General features: G+C 65.4%; 14 protein-coding genes. 6 read left to right on the forward strand and 8 right to left on the reverse strand.

What is annotated here, in order from left to right; translation table 11 throughout:
- Window positions 1–31 precede the first annotated feature (31 nt).
- Both ASD75_RS12885 and ASD75_RS12890 read right to left on the reverse strand, forming a co-directional pair.
- Window positions 32–1,036 carry a sulfate ABC transporter substrate-binding protein gene (locus tag ASD75_RS12885; protein WP_056067832.1) on the reverse strand — a complete coding sequence of 335 codons (1,005 nt, stop codon included), beginning with the start codon at window positions 1,034–1,036 and terminating at the stop codon, window positions 32–34.
- A 231-nt stretch (window positions 1,037–1,267) separates the two neighbouring features.
- Window positions 1,268–1,852 (reverse strand): alpha/beta hydrolase, encoded by a 585-nt coding sequence (locus ASD75_RS12890; protein WP_056746681.1) that lies wholly within the window; start codon window positions 1,850–1,852, stop codon window positions 1,268–1,270.
- 289 nt (window positions 1,853–2,141) lie between these two features.
- On the opposite strand from ASD75_RS12890, the gene ASD75_RS12895 reads away from it, so the two are divergent.
- From ASD75_RS12895 to ASD75_RS12910, 4 genes are all read left to right on the forward strand, one after another.
- Window positions 2,142–3,803: a methyl-accepting chemotaxis protein gene (locus ASD75_RS12895; RefSeq protein ID WP_056746215.1), complete on the forward strand. Its 1,662-nt coding sequence runs from the start codon at window positions 2,142–2,144 to the stop codon at window positions 3,801–3,803.
- Between the two features lie 141 nt (window positions 3,804–3,944).
- A complete protein-coding gene (locus ASD75_RS12900) occupies window positions 3,945–4,853 on the forward strand; it encodes a hypothetical protein (RefSeq protein ID WP_056746217.1) in 909 nt (302 codons plus the stop codon).
- Between the two features lie 22 nt (window positions 4,854–4,875).
- Entirely contained in the window at window positions 4,876–5,490 is a 615-nt protein-coding gene (locus tag ASD75_RS12905; RefSeq protein WP_056746219.1) for a sigma-70 family RNA polymerase sigma factor, read from the forward strand.
- Entirely contained in the window at window positions 5,487–6,587 is a 1,101-nt protein-coding gene (locus tag ASD75_RS12910; protein WP_056746221.1) for an ankyrin repeat domain-containing protein, read from the forward strand. The genes ASD75_RS12905 and ASD75_RS12910 overlap by 4 nt, the downstream gene beginning before the upstream one ends.
- A 103-nt stretch (window positions 6,588–6,690) precedes the next feature.
- Here the strand turns inward: ASD75_RS12910 and ASD75_RS12915 are convergent, their stop codons facing one another.
- Both ASD75_RS12915 and ASD75_RS12920 read right to left on the reverse strand, forming a co-directional pair.
- Window positions 6,691–7,560 carry an HDOD domain-containing protein gene (locus ASD75_RS12915; protein ID WP_056746683.1) on the reverse strand — a complete coding sequence of 290 codons (870 nt, stop codon included), beginning with the start codon at window positions 7,558–7,560 and terminating at the stop codon, window positions 6,691–6,693.
- Between the two features lie 164 nt (window positions 7,561–7,724).
- Window positions 7,725–8,672, reverse strand: coding sequence for a LysR family transcriptional regulator (locus ASD75_RS12920; protein WP_056746686.1), 948 nt, complete (start codon window positions 8,670–8,672; stop codon window positions 7,725–7,727).
- Between the two features lie 132 nt (window positions 8,673–8,804).
- Here ASD75_RS12920 and ASD75_RS12925 point away from each other — a divergent pair, with 132 nt between their 5' ends.
- Window positions 8,805–9,449, forward strand: coding sequence for an FMN-dependent NADH-azoreductase (locus tag ASD75_RS12925; protein WP_056746223.1), 645 nt, complete (start codon window positions 8,805–8,807; stop codon window positions 9,447–9,449).
- Between the two features lie 188 nt (window positions 9,450–9,637).
- Here the strand turns inward: ASD75_RS12925 and ASD75_RS12930 are convergent, their stop codons facing one another.
- The 4 genes from ASD75_RS12930 to ASD75_RS12945 all read right to left on the reverse strand — a co-directional run bounded on the left by ASD75_RS12930 (window position 9,638) and on the right by ASD75_RS12945 (window position 15,020).
- Window positions 9,638–11,944, reverse strand: a complete 2,307-nt coding sequence (locus ASD75_RS12930) for a bifunctional diguanylate cyclase/phosphodiesterase (protein ID WP_056746225.1) — start codon at window positions 11,942–11,944, stop codon at window positions 9,638–9,640.
- A 286-nt stretch (window positions 11,945–12,230) separates the two neighbouring features.
- Window positions 12,231–13,034, reverse strand: coding sequence for a MetQ/NlpA family ABC transporter substrate-binding protein (locus ASD75_RS12935; protein ID WP_233194296.1), 804 nt, complete (start codon window positions 13,032–13,034; stop codon window positions 12,231–12,233).
- Between the two features lie 266 nt (window positions 13,035–13,300).
- On the reverse strand, window positions 13,301–14,389 hold the full coding sequence (locus tag ASD75_RS12940; RefSeq protein WP_056746227.1) for a DUF6817 domain-containing protein: 1,089 nt from the start codon (window positions 14,387–14,389) through the stop codon (window positions 13,301–13,303).
- Window positions 14,390–14,711: 322 nt separating this feature from the next.
- Window positions 14,712–15,020, reverse strand: coding sequence for a hypothetical protein (locus tag ASD75_RS12945; protein ID WP_056067613.1), 309 nt, complete (start codon window positions 15,018–15,020; stop codon window positions 14,712–14,714).
- Between the two features lie 30 nt (window positions 15,021–15,050).
- On the opposite strand from ASD75_RS12945, the gene ASD75_RS24130 reads away from it, so the two are divergent.
- The coding region (locus ASD75_RS24130) for a hypothetical protein (RefSeq protein WP_235511618.1) at window positions 15,051–15,232 on the forward strand (182 nt) is incomplete at its 3' end.

The raw sequence follows: 15,232 nt of genomic DNA on the forward strand, positions 1-15,232 counted from the left end.
AGTGGTGAGTCGGGAAAAGCGCTGGGCCTATTTACTTGGCGCCGGGCGTGTACAGCTTGTCGAACTGGCCGCCATCATTGAAATGCACCTTCTGCGCTTCGGTCAGCGAGCCGAAGTACTTGGCCACCGTGAACTGCTTGAGCGGCTTGAAGGTGTCGGCGTACTTCTTGAGCACGGTCTCCGAACGGGGGCGGATGGCGTGCTTGGCTGCAATCTCTTGCGCTTCTTCCGAGTACAGGTAGTCCAGGTAGGCCTTGGCCAGTTGGGCCGTGCCCTTCTTGGCCACGGTGCGTTCCACCACGGCCACGGGGTTTTCAGCCACCACGCTCACCGAGGGGTAGATGGCATCGACCTTGCCCGCGCCGAACTCGCGGTCGATGGAGACCACCTCGGATTCAAAGGTGATCAGCACATCGCCCTGGTTGCGCTGCAGGAAGGTGGCCGTGGCATCGCGGCCGCCCTTGGCCAGAATAGGCACGTTCTTGTACAGCTTGCCGACAAACTCGGCGGCCTGCGCCTCGGTGCCACCCTTTTCACGCACGGCGCCCCAGGCGGCCAGGTAGGCATAGCGGCCGTTGCCGCCGGTCTTGGGGTTGACCACGATCACCTGCACGCCGGGCTTGATGAGGTCGTCCCAGTCTTTGATGTTCTTGGGGTTGCCGTTGCGCACCAGGAACAGCATGGTCGAAGTGGTGGGCGATGCGTCGTGCGGGAACTTCTTGGCCCAGTCCTTGGCAACCACGCCGTTGTCCGCCAGAAACTGTACGTCGGTGGTGGTGTTCATGGTGACCACGTCAGCAGCCAGGCCGTCGTTCACGGCACGGGCCTGGGCGCTGGAGCCGGCGTGCGACTGGTCGATCTTCACGTCCTGGCCGGTGGTCTTCTTGTAGTGCGCAGCGAAGGCCACGTTGTAGTCCTTGTAGAACTCGCGGGCCACGTCATACGACACATTGAGCAGCGAATTTTGAGCGGCAGCCATGCCGCTCGCGGCCAGGGCCAGAGAGGCCAGGAGGGTCTTGAGTTTCAAAGAAGTCATGGTGAAGTCGCCCAAAAAATGCAGGAGATTCCGCATTGTGCGGACCACCCCTTAAAACTCAAAAGAATATATTCTTGTTAATTAATCGAGAATTGGCATATAGACATCTCGAAGGGCGTGCCGGCGCCATGGCCCCAAACCGCACACTAGCTGCCCGGGCCTGACATTTCGGGTCCTGCAGGCTCCAAGCGCTGGTAACACATGCGCCGACAGCTATCGATTAGATAGCAATCAGGCGGCGGCCGGAGAAACCTGCGAATACCCTGGCGCTGGCTGGATGGTGCTGTGGTCGCCCTCCAGAGACTGCAGCAATGCCCAGCCCAGCGGCCATTCGCCATGGCCCGAGTCAATATTGATATGCCCCGCGTTCTGCATGCGCACAAACTCGCTGCCCCAGGCCCTGGCATAGGCGCCCGCCAGGCGAATGGGACAAAACGGGTCATTGCTGCTGGCCACCACGATGCTGCGGTAAGGCAACGCCGCGTAGGGCACGGGGGCAAAGTCGCTCAGGATGGCGCGGCGCTCGGGGTCGGCAGGAGCCACCAGCAAGGCACCGCACACCTTGGCTGCAGCCTCCGGCCCCATGTGGGTGGTGGCAATGCAGCCCAGGCTGTGTGCCACGATCACTACAGGGTGCGTTGCAGCCAGTACCGTCTTCTCCAGCTGGCTCACCCAGGCTGAACGCGTGGGCGTGATCCAGTCGTCCTGCACCACGCGGCGCGCGTGGGGCAGGCGCTCGGCCCACAGGCTTTGCCAGTGGCCGGGGCCCGAATCGCGCCAGCCGGGGACGATGATGATGGAGGTGGTGGTGGTCACAGGCAGGGATTCTGCGAGCCAGCCTTTAAAACCCAAACGACTTAATTCTTGTTATTTAATCTCCAAATCATCTAAAAAAGCGACTTCTGCTTGCCTCTTTCAAGCAACGACTATTGAGTGAATAAATTAAACCAACCGGTTTAATTTCAAACCGACGCGTACAATGTAACGAATTGCAAACAAGTCACCTGGCGCCGTTCCGCACGACGGCCGCTGGTTGGGTTTGCATTGGCGGCTTGTCCCAGGTCGGTTCTTCCTTAGTCATCTTCACTTCAAGAGGCACCTTTCAATGCACACGTGGAAAATCAGCCAGCGCCTGATGGCGGGCTTCGGTTTGGTCATCGTGGCCCTGCTCGGCATGTCGGTCTACAGCGTGCTCATTGCACGGGGCATCGACGGCGCTCTGACCGCCAATGCCACGCAGAACGCGGTCATCCAGCGCGCTGCCATCAACTTCCGGGGCTCGGCGCACGACCGCTCCATCGCGGTGCGCGACGTGGTGCTGGCCCCCAACGACGACGCACGCAAGAAGGAAGTCGAATCCATCGCACGGCTGGCGGACTTCTACGCCCAGTCCGCCACGCAGCTGGACAGCGTGCTGAAAACCGCCAAGGAGATTCCGCCCGAAGTGGCCCCTATGGTGCAGTCGCTCAAAGACATTGAAGCGCGTACGGTAGCCACCACCAGCAAGGTGGTCGCGCTGATGCAGTCCGGCGACCGCGCAGGCGCTGAAGCCATGCTCTGGACCGAGGCCAAGCCCCAGTACGAGCAATGGCTGGCAGCGGCCAACAAGCTCATCGACTACGAAGAGGCGCGCATCATCAAGAACAGCCAGACGGCCAACCAGGACGCGAGCCAGTTCACCGGCGTGATGCTGTCCATCACGCTGTTGGCGGTGCTGATCAGTGTGGCGGTGACGGTGCTGGTATCACGCAGCATTGGCCGCGAGCTCGGCGCCGAGCCCAGCGAAGTGCGCGCGGTGGTGCAAGCCATCCAGCAGGGCAACCTCACCACCCCAGTGCAAGTGAAGGCGGGCGACACAGGCAGCGTGATGGTGGCCGTGCGCGACATGCAGCAGCGTTTTCATGAACTGGTGTCGGCCGTGCGCGACAACATTGCGCAGCTGCGCACCACCAGCGACGACATCAGCAGCGGCAACCAGAACCTGGGCCACCGCACCGAACAAGCCGCCAGCAGCCTGGAGCAAACCGCCGCCAGCATGGAAGAGCTGACCGCCACCGTGCGCCAAAGTGCCGACTCGGCCCGCCAGGCCAACGCCCTGGCCACCACCGCTGCCAGCACAGCCACCAAGGGCGGCGAAGTGATGCAGCAGGTGGTAAGCACCATGCAGGACATCCACCACAGCAGCCAGAAAATCGCCGACATCATCGGCGTGATCGACGGCATTGCGTTCCAGACCAACATCCTGGCGCTAAATGCCGCTGTGGAGGCAGCCCGAGCGGGCGAACAGGGGCGTGGCTTTGCCGTGGTGGCCACCGAGGTGCGCAGCCTGGCCCAGCGCAGTGCCGAGGCCGCCAAGGAGATCAAGGCGCTGATCCAGTCCAGCGTCGACAAGGTGGACTCGGGCACCCAGCTCGTGGCCAACGCGGGCGAGACCATGAACGAGATCGTGCAAGGCGTGCAGCGCGTGAACGGCATCATCGGCGAGATCAGCACCGCCGCCGCCGAGCAGAGCGACGGCATCTCGCAGGTCAACGTGGCCGTGACCCAGCTGGACCAGATGACCCAGCAAAACGGCGCCTTGGTGAGCGAAAGCACCACCGCCGCCGAAAACCTGCGCCAGCAAGCCCAGCGGCTGGCGGAGCTGGTGGCCGTGTTCCAGGTCGGCGGCAGTGCTTCAGCAGGCATGGGACTCGATGCACCGCGTGCCACGCCAGTACATCGTGGCAACGCCCTGCCCGTCCCCGGCGTGCGACGCCTCGCACACTGAGACAGCATTGCGGACAGCAGGTCCGCCAGGGTGGGTGCAATGAGGTGCTGAAAAAATTCTTGAATTTTTCGGTACCCCTCAACCCCATTGCCCCGCCCCGTTCGTTTCACCCAGCACCACCACTTTTTTGATGGAGCTGCCATGAAACCCCGTTCACTCACCCTGCACGCCCTCGCCGCCCTGACATCACTGCTGGGCCTGGCCCACCTGCCTGCCCAAGCCATTGGCCGCCTCGCCGACGTGACCATCGTGGACCGCGACACCGGCGCCACGCTGCCGGTGCACTACGCCCGGGGCGAATACTGGGTGGCCGGTCGGCCTGGGGCGCGTTATGCCATCAACGTGCGCAACCGCCTGGGCGAGCGGGTGCTGGCCGTACCGTCGGTGGACGGTGTGAATGTGCTCAGCGGCGAAACCGCTGCGTGGGACCAGCGCGGCTATGTGTTCTCGCCCTACGAGCGTTACCAGATCACCGGCTGGCGCAAGAGCGACAGCCAGGTGGCGGCCTTCGAGTTTTCGCACATCGCCAACTCGTACGCCGCCCGCACGGGTCGCCCTGCGCATGTGGGCGTGATTGGCGTCGCCCTGTTCCGCGAACAGCCACCGATGTCCCAGCCTGCCCCCGCCATCACCCCCGAGCCCTACAGCCAGCGCCGCGACAACGGCCTGGGCCTCGGGCGCCTGCGGGAGGACACCGCATCGCCCGCAGCCGCTGGGGCTGCCGGTGCGCCTGCTGCCCCAGCCCCATCGGCCGAGGCAGAGTCCTCTGCCCGCTCGCAATCTGCCGACAGTGTGGCCAAGGCCGTTCCCATGCCATCGGACAAGCTAGGCACGGCGCACGGCCAGCGCGAGACCTCGGTTGTCACCCACACCAGCTTCACGCGCCTGCAAGAGCAGCCCAATGAAATCATCAGCATCCGCTACGACAGCCGCGAGAACCTGATCGCCAGCGGCGTGATCCGCGAGCCCATCGCCCGCCCCCACGTGCCCCATGTGCCGCGCGCGTTTCCGCAGTCGGACAACCTGTCGTACGTACCCGACCCACGGTAGGCCTGGGCCGGCCCGTGAGTGCATGAGGGTTTCGCATAATGCCCGGGTGCCTGCCGCCCCACCCTCTCACGATGCCTACGACGCCGACGAAGCGCTGATGCTGCGCTACGCCGGTGGCGACATGGCCGCGTTTGACCGGCTGTACGCACGGCACGAACTGGCTGTGTGGCGGTTTGTGTTTCGCAGCGTGAAGGTGCAGGCGGTGGCCGACGACCTGCTGCAGGACGTGTGGTTTGCGGTGGCGCGCAATGCCACCCGTTATGAGGTGAAGGCTAAGTTCCGCACCTGGCTGTTCACCTTGGCACACCACCGGCTGGTGGACCACCTGCGTACCGCCAAACACCATGCCAGCCTGGATGCCAGCGACGACGATGCGCGCAGCTTGGCAGACACGCTGGTGGCGGACTCGGGCTTTGGGCCCGTGCGCCAGCTGCAGTCGCGCGAGCAGGCCGCCGCGCTCATCGCCGCCGTAGAGCAGTTGCCGCCAGAGCAGCGCGAGGCCTTTTTGTTGCAAGCCGAAGGAGATCTGAGCGTGCAGGAGATTGCCGAGGCCACCGGCGTTAACTTTGAAACCGCCAAAAGCCGCCTGCGCTACGCGCGGGCCAGCCTGCGCCAGCACCTCAAGGAGTTTGTATGACCCGGCAGGATGACGAACTGGTCCGGCGTTATCACGAGGCCAGCGAACAGGAAGGCGCCCGCCCCGGCGTGCATGTGCGCGATGCCGTGCGTGCGCATGCCCAGATGATGGCCACGGCTGCGGCATCGGCATCAGCGGCCCCAGTGCCCCCCCCTGCCGCCAACCAGGCCCGCTGGAAGATTTCGGCCCTGGCCACCTTGGCCGTGGTGGGGCTGACTGGCTTGCTGATGCTGCAGTTTGAGCGCGGCACGCCCGAAGAGCGGGACACCGCTTTCAGCCACCGCCAGACCGAGTCGCCTGCGCAGGCTCCCACGGCCCCTGTCCCTGCCCCTGCGGCCACACCAACGCTCCCGCCATCGGCAAAGCCCCCATCGGGCACTCCGCCTGCGCCGGAAAGCACGCAGAAAAGTGCGCGGAACAGCACCGGCCCGTCGGCCGACGCCATGCCCCCCAAGCCCGCCACGGTAGCCCCCCCCGCGCCTGCGCAGACACCAGCACCCGTCCAGCCCGTAGCCAAGTCGGCTCCTGTGTCGCCTTCCACTGAGCAGGAAGCCCTGTCAGCACCTCGCGCAGCCGGGGCCCTCTCCGGTTTCCCAGCATCACCCCCCATGCCCTCGACGGCCGCAGCCCCCCGCGCCGAATCCAGTACCGAAAGGCGCGAACGCGCATCAGTCTCCCCTGCACCAGCCCTTCAAGAAACCGCTCCGGCTGCCCCCGCCGCAGCAGCTGCACCAGCCACCCGCGCCCCGCTGGCTGACTCTGCAGCGCGCGACCACCAGACGGCGGCTGCAGCCCCTGCCATGTCAAAGAATCTGGGCGCGGCCTCGCCCAACACCATCTGGGAGGCCGCCCGCACGGGCCAACCCCAGCGGGTCGAAGCCCTCGTGCAACTGGGCACTCCGGTGGATGCCCGCGACCCCGAAGGAAAAACCGCCCTGATGCTGGCCGCCTTGAACGGCCACACCGCCACTGTGCAGCGGCTGCTGACCTTGCGCGCCAACCCGGCGCTGGTGGACCGCGAAGGTCTGAATGCGGCACAGCTCGCGGCACAGCGGGGGCACACGCGCCTGGCAGAGCTGCTGGAAGCGGCCCGCTGAAAAGCGCACCGGCAGGTCTCGCAGTGCCCACGTCATGTCCGCAGGGGGCGGGCGTAGCTGCCCCGCTCGGCGGTAGCGGCGAGTCAGTTGCTCGTCGGAATCATCAGAACCGCACCGCCTCAAACGCGGGGTGCAGCGCGTCGATCCAGTGGTCCAGCTCGTCCTGCGTCACATGCAGGTGGTCCATGCAGGCTTGGCCGTGTTGGGTCCACTCGCGCGTGGGGGCCAGGCCGTCGTGCTGGTTGACCAGAAACTCGGCCAGCAACCCCAGCGCCACCAGGTGGCGCACGGTGGGATCAAACTGCTCGTCGTTCAGGCACGCAAAGTCGTGGTGCAGCCAGATGGCCTGGGCCACGTCGCCCGGCAGGTGCCAGGTGCGCGCCACGATGGCACCCATCACCGCGTGGTCGGTGCGGTGGCTCGCGTTCTCGGTCTGGGTAAAGGTGCGGTCCTTGCGCGCCAGGGCCTCGGTCACGGTGCCCGCGTAGCCCCGCACCGCCTTCACCAGCACCGGCATGCCCACATGGCAGAACAGCCCGAAGCTGTAGCCCAGCCCTGGATCCAGGCTGTAGAGCTGGTGGCCGATGTGCTCGCACGCAATGGCGCGGCGCTGCGAGCTTTCCCAGAAATGCTCCAGCAGCGGCGAGCGCACCTGCAGCGCATTGCGCGTGATGAAGGCGGACAGCAGCTCCACGGCCGGTTGCAGCCCCAGCACCGTCAGCGCCATGCCCACGGTCTGCACCGGCTGGGCCAGGCCGTACAGCGGGCTGTTGGCCAGCCGCATCACGGCGGCGGCCAGGGCCACGTCGGAGGATGCCAACTGCTCCAGCGCGGTCGAGTCCAGCTCGGGCGCCGCCACGATTTGCTGCAGGCGCAGCAACGATTCGGGGCACGGCGGGATCACGATGGCGCGCACGGCAGGGTGCACGCGGGCTTGCCGGATGTCTTGGTCGATGGGGTGTGGAGCGGTCACAAAAAGTCCCCGGGCCGCCGCGTGTGCCGACCACACGGACGGGCGCAGCCCGCACAGTTGCAATTCGTTGCATTGTGGCGCCAAAAAGCGCTTTGCCCACCGAACCCGTGCACAAGCGCAGGCTTTGCGCCCAGCGCCTCAGAACCTGTGCTCTGAACAGGTTCTCAGATATTGGCCCCGTCGAGCCCCTGCAGGGCCTGCCGTGTGCTCAGGCTGCTGCGGCCGGGCATGGCCTCGCCCAGGTAGTCCAGAAAACGCCGCACCGCGGGCGACAGCCCCCGGCGGGAGGGGAACACGGCATGCACGATGGCGGGCGCCGGCGCCCAGTCGGGCAGCACCCGCACCAGCTTGCGCTCGCGCATTTCTTCCTGGCACATGTAGTCGGGCATCCAGCACACCCCCGTGCCGGCCACGGCCGCGTATTTGAGCGTGAGCAGGTCGTCCGCCACATAGCGCGGCGTGTGCTGCACCACCTGGTGCACGCCGCCCGGGCCGATCAGGTTCCAGGTCGATCGGCCGTCGGGCGCGGACATGGCGATGCTGTCGAGCTTGGCCAGGTCGTCCAACGTTTGGGGCGTGCCCTGGCGGATCAGCAGCTCGGGGCTGGCCACCAGGATCTGCGTGGTGTGGTCCAGCCGCTTGACGACCATGCTGCCGCTGTCGTCCACCGAGGGACGCACGCGCAGCGCCACGTCGATGCCCTCTTCCACCAGGTTGACCGCGCGGTTGCTCACCAGCATGTCGATACGCACCTCCGGGCAACTGGCCAGGAACCGGGGGATCAGCTCGGCCACCACGGTCTGCGCCAGCGTGACGGGGCAGCTCACGCGGATGGTGCCGCGCGGCACGGTCTGCACCTGGGCCACCGTGTCGGCCGCCGCCTGGGCCGATTCGCGCATGGCCTGACAGTGGCGCAGATAGGCTTCGCCCACTTCGGTCAGCGAGAGCTTGCGGGTGGTGCGCTGCAGCAGGCGCACGCCCAGCTGCGTTTCCAGGTCGGACACCCGGCGCGACAGGCGCGATTTGGGGATACCGAGCGCGCGGCCCGCAGCGGCAAAGCCGCCGCGCTCCACCACTTCGGCGAAATACAGCATGTCGTTGAGATCTTGCATGGGCTTCATCGTCCTATGGATAGAACAATCTATCGCAAGTTCACTACCTTATCAACAAATTGATCTATCCCCACAATTCATCCCATGGCCACACGCTGTGGCTCCGATCCACAGAACCCCAGGAGTTCCCTCATGCAACTGCTTCACGTCGACTCTGCCATCACCGGTGATCAATCCGTGTCCCGCCAACTGACTGCCCGCACCGTGACCGCCTGGCAAGCCGCCCACCCTGGCACCACCGTGCAATACCTGGACCTGGCCCAGCAAGCGCCTTCGCACCTGTCGGCCCAGTCGCTGGGGTTCCGCACCGGCCAGGCCGCTGCCACCGAGGCAGAGCGCGCTGAAAACGCACTGTCCGAAGCCCTGGTGAGCCAGTTCCTGGCCTCCGACGTGATCGTGATTGGCGCACCGCTGTACAACTTCTCCATCCCCAGCCAGCTCAAGGCCTGGATCGACCGCCTGGCGCAAGCAGGCCGCACCTTCAAGTACACCGAGAAGGGCCCCGTGGGTCTGGCCGGCGGCAAGACGGTGATCGTGGCCTCCACCCGTGGCGGCGTGTACTCGACCAGCGAAGGCGGCCAGGCGATGGAGCACCAGGAGAGCTACCTGAAGGTGGTGTTTGGCTTCTTCGGCATCACCGACGTGCGCTTTGTGCGTGCCGAAGGCGTGGCCATGGGCCCGGACGCCAAGGCGGCCGCACTGGCCTCGGCCCACGTGGAAATTTCCACACACACCAGCGTGGCCGCCAACCAGGGTCGCGTGTCGCAGGCCGCCTAAGCCCAGCGGCAACAACGGCGCGCAGGGCACAAGCCCTGCAAGCCCCCCCCAAACCCGGCCCTGTGCCGGGTTTGGGCTTTTATCAGGGCAAAACGGCCGGATGCGCTAGTGGAACATGCCTGAGCAGCTATCATTTTTGATATGCCACACACGGACCATGCCGCCCCCACGCCACACCGTGCCAGCAGTCACTGCGCAGCGGGCGGCGCCTGCCGCTGCAGCCATTGCTCGGCCAGTGGCCCGGGCGCCAGAGCCGGGGCAAACAGCCAGCCCTGAAAACGCTCGCAGCCCATGCGGATCAACAAGTGCAGCTGCTCCTCGGTCTCCACGCCTTCGGCCACCACCTCCAGCCCCAGCGTGCGGGCCAGGGCGTTGACGGTGGCGCAGATCTCGCGGTCGTTCACGTCCACCACGATGTCGCGCACAAACACCTTGTCGATCTTCAGCTCGCTCACCGGCAGGCGCTTGAGCTTGATGAGCGACGAGTGGCCGGTGCCAAAGTCGTCGATCGACAGCGCAAAACCCGCGTTCTTCAGATCGAGCGCGATGGCGTACAGGGACTCGTCCAGCAGCTGCGACTCGGTGATCTCCAGCACCAGGCCGGCGGGAGCCACCCCGGCGCGCTGGGTCACGCCCAGCAGGGTCTGGGTGAAACCCGGCTCACGCAGCTGGATGGTGGAGACATTGACCGACACCACGGGCGCCTGCCAGCCCTCGGCACGCCACTGTGCCATCTGGCGGCAGGCAGTCTCGAACACCCACAGCCCGATGGGCACGATGAGCCCGCTCTCCTCGGCCAGCGGGATGAACTCGTCGGGCGGCACCGCCTTGCCATCCACCGACCAGCGCAGCAGCGCCTCGGCACCCACGGTCTGGCGCTGCTGGTTGAGCTGGGGCTGGTAGACCAGCGAGAACTCGCCCGCCTGCAATGCGTTGTGCAGGCGCCGGCGCAGCTCCAGCCGCCCGCGCGTGATCTGCGTGAACTCCTCGATGTAGAAGCGGTACGAGCCCCGGCCTGCACTCTTGGTGGCGTGCAGGGCCGAATGCGCGTGGCGCACCAGCTCCACGCTGTTGGCCGAGTCGTCCGGGTACAGGCTGATGCCCAGGCTGGCGCCCATGTACTGTGCGCCCACCTCCGACAACTCCCAGGGCTGCGCCAGGCCCTCCACCAGCGAGGCCGCCAGCTGCGCCAGCTCGGTGCGCGACGCCGGGCGCAGCAGCATCACCGTGAACTGGTCATTGGCCAGCCGCGACACCAGGCCCTGCCCCGCCAGCAGCTGGGTGATGCGTTGCGCCACCTCGCTCAGCAGCGCGTCTCCCAGGCGGTGGCCATAGGTTTCGTTCACGCTCTTGAAGTGGTCCAGGTCGATCAGCATCAGCGCCACGCGGCGGTTGGTGCTGTGCGTGTCGCGCGCGGCCTCGGCCACGGCGCGCTCCAGCGCGTCTTCAAAGTAGCGTCGATTGGGCAGGCCGGTGAGCGCATCAAAGTGCGCCACGCGGTACAGCTGCTCTTCGTTGCGCAGCACGGCGGCCTCGGCCGTGCGCAGGCGGTTGAGCAGGCTCACCACAATGGTCTGGCGCAGTGCCGCCAGCAGCAGCACCAGCAGGCAGCACACCAGGATCAGCGCCTGCATGCCTGCCCTGCCATCGGGCGCCACAAACAGCAGCACCAGGGTGATGGCCGCCAGCGTCATGGACAGCAGTGGCACGTAGTTCATGACCTGGTCGCACTGGCGGCGGTAGGCCGCATCTGCCGACATCTCAAACCGCAGCCAGCGTGCACCCCAGCCCAGCACCAGCGCCGACACACTGAAGCTGGCGTTGAACCAGATGCCCGGCTGCACCGTGTTGCTGATGACCATGAGGTTCCACTGCATCCAGCTCAGGCCAAAGCCCAGCAGGCCCAGCAGCACCAGCGCATGGGACCGGTCGATGCGCACCCCCACCGTCGGAACAGCCAGCGCCGTGACGCCCGCCGCAGCGAGAAACCCGGCCGGGTACAGCACCAGCACCGTGCCCACGGCCAGCGAGTCCACCTCGCCCGAGGGCAGGTAGATCACCAGCGTGAACGCCAGCAGCGCCAGCACCGTGCCGCCAAAGTCCAGGGCGGCCGGGTAAGCCCGATCGCGCGACAGGCGCGCAAAAGTGGCGCGGATGACAGTGGCAGCCCACAGCGGCCCACCCGCCAGAAACAGCAGGTCGGCGGGCGCGGGGAATGGGTTCCAGTCCAGCGCCACCTGCACGTTCCACACCATTTGCCCCAGGGCCACCAGCACCGCAAAGATGAGCAGGCCGGTGTGCAGCGCGCGGTCGGTGGGCGGCGCCAGCCGCCAGCCACGCCAGGCCCAGAAGGCAGACAGCCCAAAGGCCAGCGTCCAGGAGGCGTTGTCCAGAAACAGCCGCACGCCCGGTACCGGAGCCCACAGTGACGCAACGAACAACAGCGTGGTCGCACTCAACCAGACCGCTGTGAGGATTCGTTCCGCAAAGGGCATGGTGGAGGGGATGGTGTTACTGGACGTTACCCTCTCATTGTGTATGCAAGCGCGGCACCACAGTTTTCCCAGCGCAACGCAGGGGAATGGTGTTGGCGAAACGCTATCATTTAGATAGCTATTTGCGCTTTACGGGAAAGCGCATAACGCCAGAAATACTTGGATTTTTAACTGCTGTTGCAGTCGCTCTTTCCGCTCCCTCTCCCCTTGCGGGAGAGAGGGCGAAGCGGCAACCAGTCCGCAGAGCCACAGCGCCCTTCATCGCAGGGCGCTTTTGCGATCAGCTTCAGAAGCCTGGCAACACCGAGCCCTTGAATTCGGTCTGGATGAACTTCTTGACTTCTTCCGAGTGGTAAGCCTTCACCAGCTTGGCCACCCAGGGCTTGTCCTTGTCGGCTTCACGCACGGCGATCAGGTTGACGTAGGGGCTCTTGGCGTTTTCTTGTGCAATGGCGTCCTTGCCAGGGTTCAGGCCCGCCGACAGCGCAAAGTTGGTGTTGATGGCCGAGGCGTCCAGATCGTCCAGCGAACGGGGCAGCTGGGCGGCGTCCAGTTCAACAAACTTGAGCTTCTTGGGGTTGCTCACCACGTCCAGCGGCGTGGCCTTGAGGCCCGCGCCGTCACGCAGCTTGATCAGGCCCTTGTCCTGCAGCACCAGCAGCACACGGCCGCCGTTGGTGGGGTCGTTGGGAATGCCGAACTTGGCGCCTTCCTTCAGGTCTTCCAGTTTCTTGACCTTCTTGGAATACAGGCCGATGGGGAAGTTGACGGTGTAGCCCACCGACACCAGCTTGTAGCCACGGTCGGCCACTTGCGCATCGAGGTACGGCTTGTGCTGGTAGCTGTTGGCGTCCAGGTCGCCCGCAGCCAGCGCGGCGTTGGGCTGCACGTAGTCGCTGAACTCGACGATCTGGATCTTGAGGCCGTCCTTCTCGGCAACCTTCTTCACCTGCTCGAAGATCTGGGCGTGGGGGCCGCCGGTCACGCCCACCTTGATGGGCTTGTCCTGGGCCATGGCGCCGGACGAGAAAGCGGCAGCAGCGGCCAGGGCCAGGGCGGATTGCAGGAGAAGGCGCTTGTTGTTGTTCACAGGGAAAACCTTTCGTTGAGAGATGGTTCGCATCCTAGGGTTTCCCCGATAAAACTGGAACAACTAAGTTTTCATTTCATTACAACCCATTCGAATAAGAAGACAAGGCCCGTGCCCCCACCCCCACCTCCTGAAACTGGCGCGCGCCCGGCGAGGGCAGCCGAGCAAGGGCCGCCCCGCAGCGAGGGCTGCGTCCCCCTTCCCGAGTCGCGCAGCGATTCGAGAGAAGGGGGAAGTGGCGCAGCCACTCAGGGGGATGTTCCAAGTCACCCACGCAGTGCCACGTTGTTCAGCTTGTCCAGCCGCTCGGGCCAGGTGCCCTCCACCGTCGCGCCCTGCAGCAGGATGCGCGTCCAGGCCACCCAGGCGTCCCACTGCACGCGCTTGTCCCACGCATTGCCCCAAGCGCTGAACAGGTGCAGAGCGCTCTCGGCGGCGGCCTTGGCGTCGTCCTTGCGGCCAGCGGACAGATACAGCTGGGCCAGCACCATCTGCGGCTCGCCCACCCAGGGGTTGTGGCGCACGGCGCTTTCCAGCACGCCGGTGGCCACGTCCAGGTCCACCAGCGGCTGGTCTTGCTGGATGACAGACCAGTACAGCGACGTGGCCGCCGCCTCGTTGGCGGCAGACAGGTGCTGCGAGCAGTGTGCAAACACGGGTGGCATGGGCAGCACATCCTTCAGCCCCGGGTGCTGCAGCGCCTTGGCCAGGCCGTTGATCTGGTGCACCATGCGCCCCGACGGCCGCATGGGTCCGGGCCAGAGCGATGCAGCCCAGTGCGCCTTCTGGTGACGGTGTTGCACATCAGGAAAGCGCGAAAAGATGTCGTCCTGCCAGCTGAACCACTGCTCGATGGTGTCGGCCATGCTCACGATGATGAAGGCCGCCACCTCGTAGGGCGTGAGCACATGGTCCTGCCCGTCCTTTTGCAGCACCAGGCTGCCGTCCGCCTCCAGTGCATGGGCCAGCACCTTTTGCACAAACTGCGTGCGCGACTGGGTGCAGAACAGGTAGACCAGATGCTCGGCCGACTCGCCCGCAATCTCGCGCACCCGGGCGCGCTCCTTGGCAGGGTCGAACTTCACCAGGTCCACAAACGCATTGCCATACACACTGTGCAGCAGCCCCAGCAGGCGCACGTCGCGCGGCTGCTGCCACACCGTCAGCGTGCGCGTCACGCCCACCAGGTGGTGGCGAAACGTGCCCGCCTTGTGCCAGTCCTGCCCCACATTGCGCGCCAGCACCGTGGGCAGCACGGGCGCCAGTTCAGGGTCGCGGGTCAGCCACTCGTCGTCCAGCAGCGGCAATGCGCGGGCAAACAGGTCAGAGTCCAGGGGGTGAAGCGGCAAGGTCATGGGGTGGTGTCTCCAGCGTTGATCGTGCAGGTAATGCAATGTACACACAGTATCTGCCCACACGGCGGGTGTGCAAGCACCGGGGCGACCCAGCCCTTACACCCAGCACGCGCCTGCACGGCGGCTCGGTCAGCCCGATTGCGTGCTGCGGGCTTTCAGGCTCAGAGGCTGAGAGTTTTTTAGCCGGGCCCGAAAGGCGCGCGAATACGCCTCGGATCTAGGCGCAAAGCACAGCCATAGCTCAGGCTATGGCGAGCATTTGTAACGACGAGCCGGGCGTATTGGCGTGCAAGGCGGGCATGGATAAAGGACTCTCAGCCTCTCAGACCAGCCGCACCTCAAAGTACGCGCCCTCGCCTTCTCCCAGATCCCGGAACCCGGCCTGCCGGGCTGCCACGCTGGCCTTGCCCCAGGCCTTGAGCAAGGTGAGATCGCCAGGAGACACCACCTCAGGGGGCGACTCCTCCAGGCTCTGCATGGTGTCCAGGGCAGCCGCCACCTGTTCGGGGCCGCCAAGCTGCTTTTCCAGGGCCCTGGCGTACCGGGTTTCTGCGGCAATGCGCTCCTTGGCCGGGAGTTCCTCGGGGTAGTCGCGCAGGGTGACGGCGTAAGTGGATTCGATGACTTGCATGGCGCTGCTTCTCCTGTGGTTTGGTGCTGTATGAATATACAGTTTTTTCCAACAAAATTCGAGCACCGAAAGATCCCACACGGAGCGCGGGAGGATGGAAAGATTGTTCTCAATACTGGAACAGTTAGTTTGCGACTGGGTGGTTTTTCCCTGAACACCATCGGCGTACAGTTCATCCCATCGATGAGCCGAACCCGCAAGGCGACTCACCG

Source organism: Acidovorax sp. Root568 (assembly GCF_001427445.1).
Lineage (GTDB): Bacteria > Pseudomonadota > Gammaproteobacteria > Burkholderiales > Burkholderiaceae_C > Acidovorax > Acidovorax delafieldii.

Bases quoted from the DNA above. Each gene is read 5' to 3' on its own strand.
- ASD75_RS12885 (WP_056067832.1), bottom strand. From the start codon at position 1,036: ATGACTTCTTTGAAACTCAAGACCCTCCTGGCCTCTCTGGCCCTGGCC.
- ASD75_RS12895 (WP_056746215.1), top strand. From the start codon at position 2,142: ATGCACACGTGGAAAATCAGCCAGCGCCTGATGGCGGGCTTCGGTTTG.
- ASD75_RS12900 (WP_056746217.1), top strand. From the start codon at position 3,945: ATGAAACCCCGTTCACTCACCCTGCACGCCCTCGCCGCCCTGACATCA.
- ASD75_RS12905 (WP_056746219.1), top strand. From the start codon at position 4,876: ATGAGGGTTTCGCATAATGCCCGGGTGCCTGCCGCCCCACCCTCTCAC.
- ASD75_RS12910 (WP_056746221.1), top strand. From the start codon at position 5,487: ATGACCCGGCAGGATGACGAACTGGTCCGGCGTTATCACGAGGCCAGC.
- ASD75_RS12920 (WP_056746686.1), bottom strand. From the start codon at position 8,672: ATGCAAGATCTCAACGACATGCTGTATTTCGCCGAAGTGGTGGAGCGC.
- ASD75_RS12925 (WP_056746223.1), top strand. From the start codon at position 8,805: ATGCAACTGCTTCACGTCGACTCTGCCATCACCGGTGATCAATCCGTG.
- ASD75_RS12930 (WP_056746225.1), bottom strand. From the start codon at position 11,944: ATGCCCTTTGCGGAACGAATCCTCACAGCGGTCTGGTTGAGTGCGACC.
- ASD75_RS12940 (WP_056746227.1), bottom strand. From the start codon at position 14,389: ATGACCTTGCCGCTTCACCCCCTGGACTCTGACCTGTTTGCCCGCGCA.
- ASD75_RS12945 (WP_056067613.1), bottom strand. From the start codon at position 15,020: ATGCAAGTCATCGAATCCACTTACGCCGTCACCCTGCGCGACTACCCC.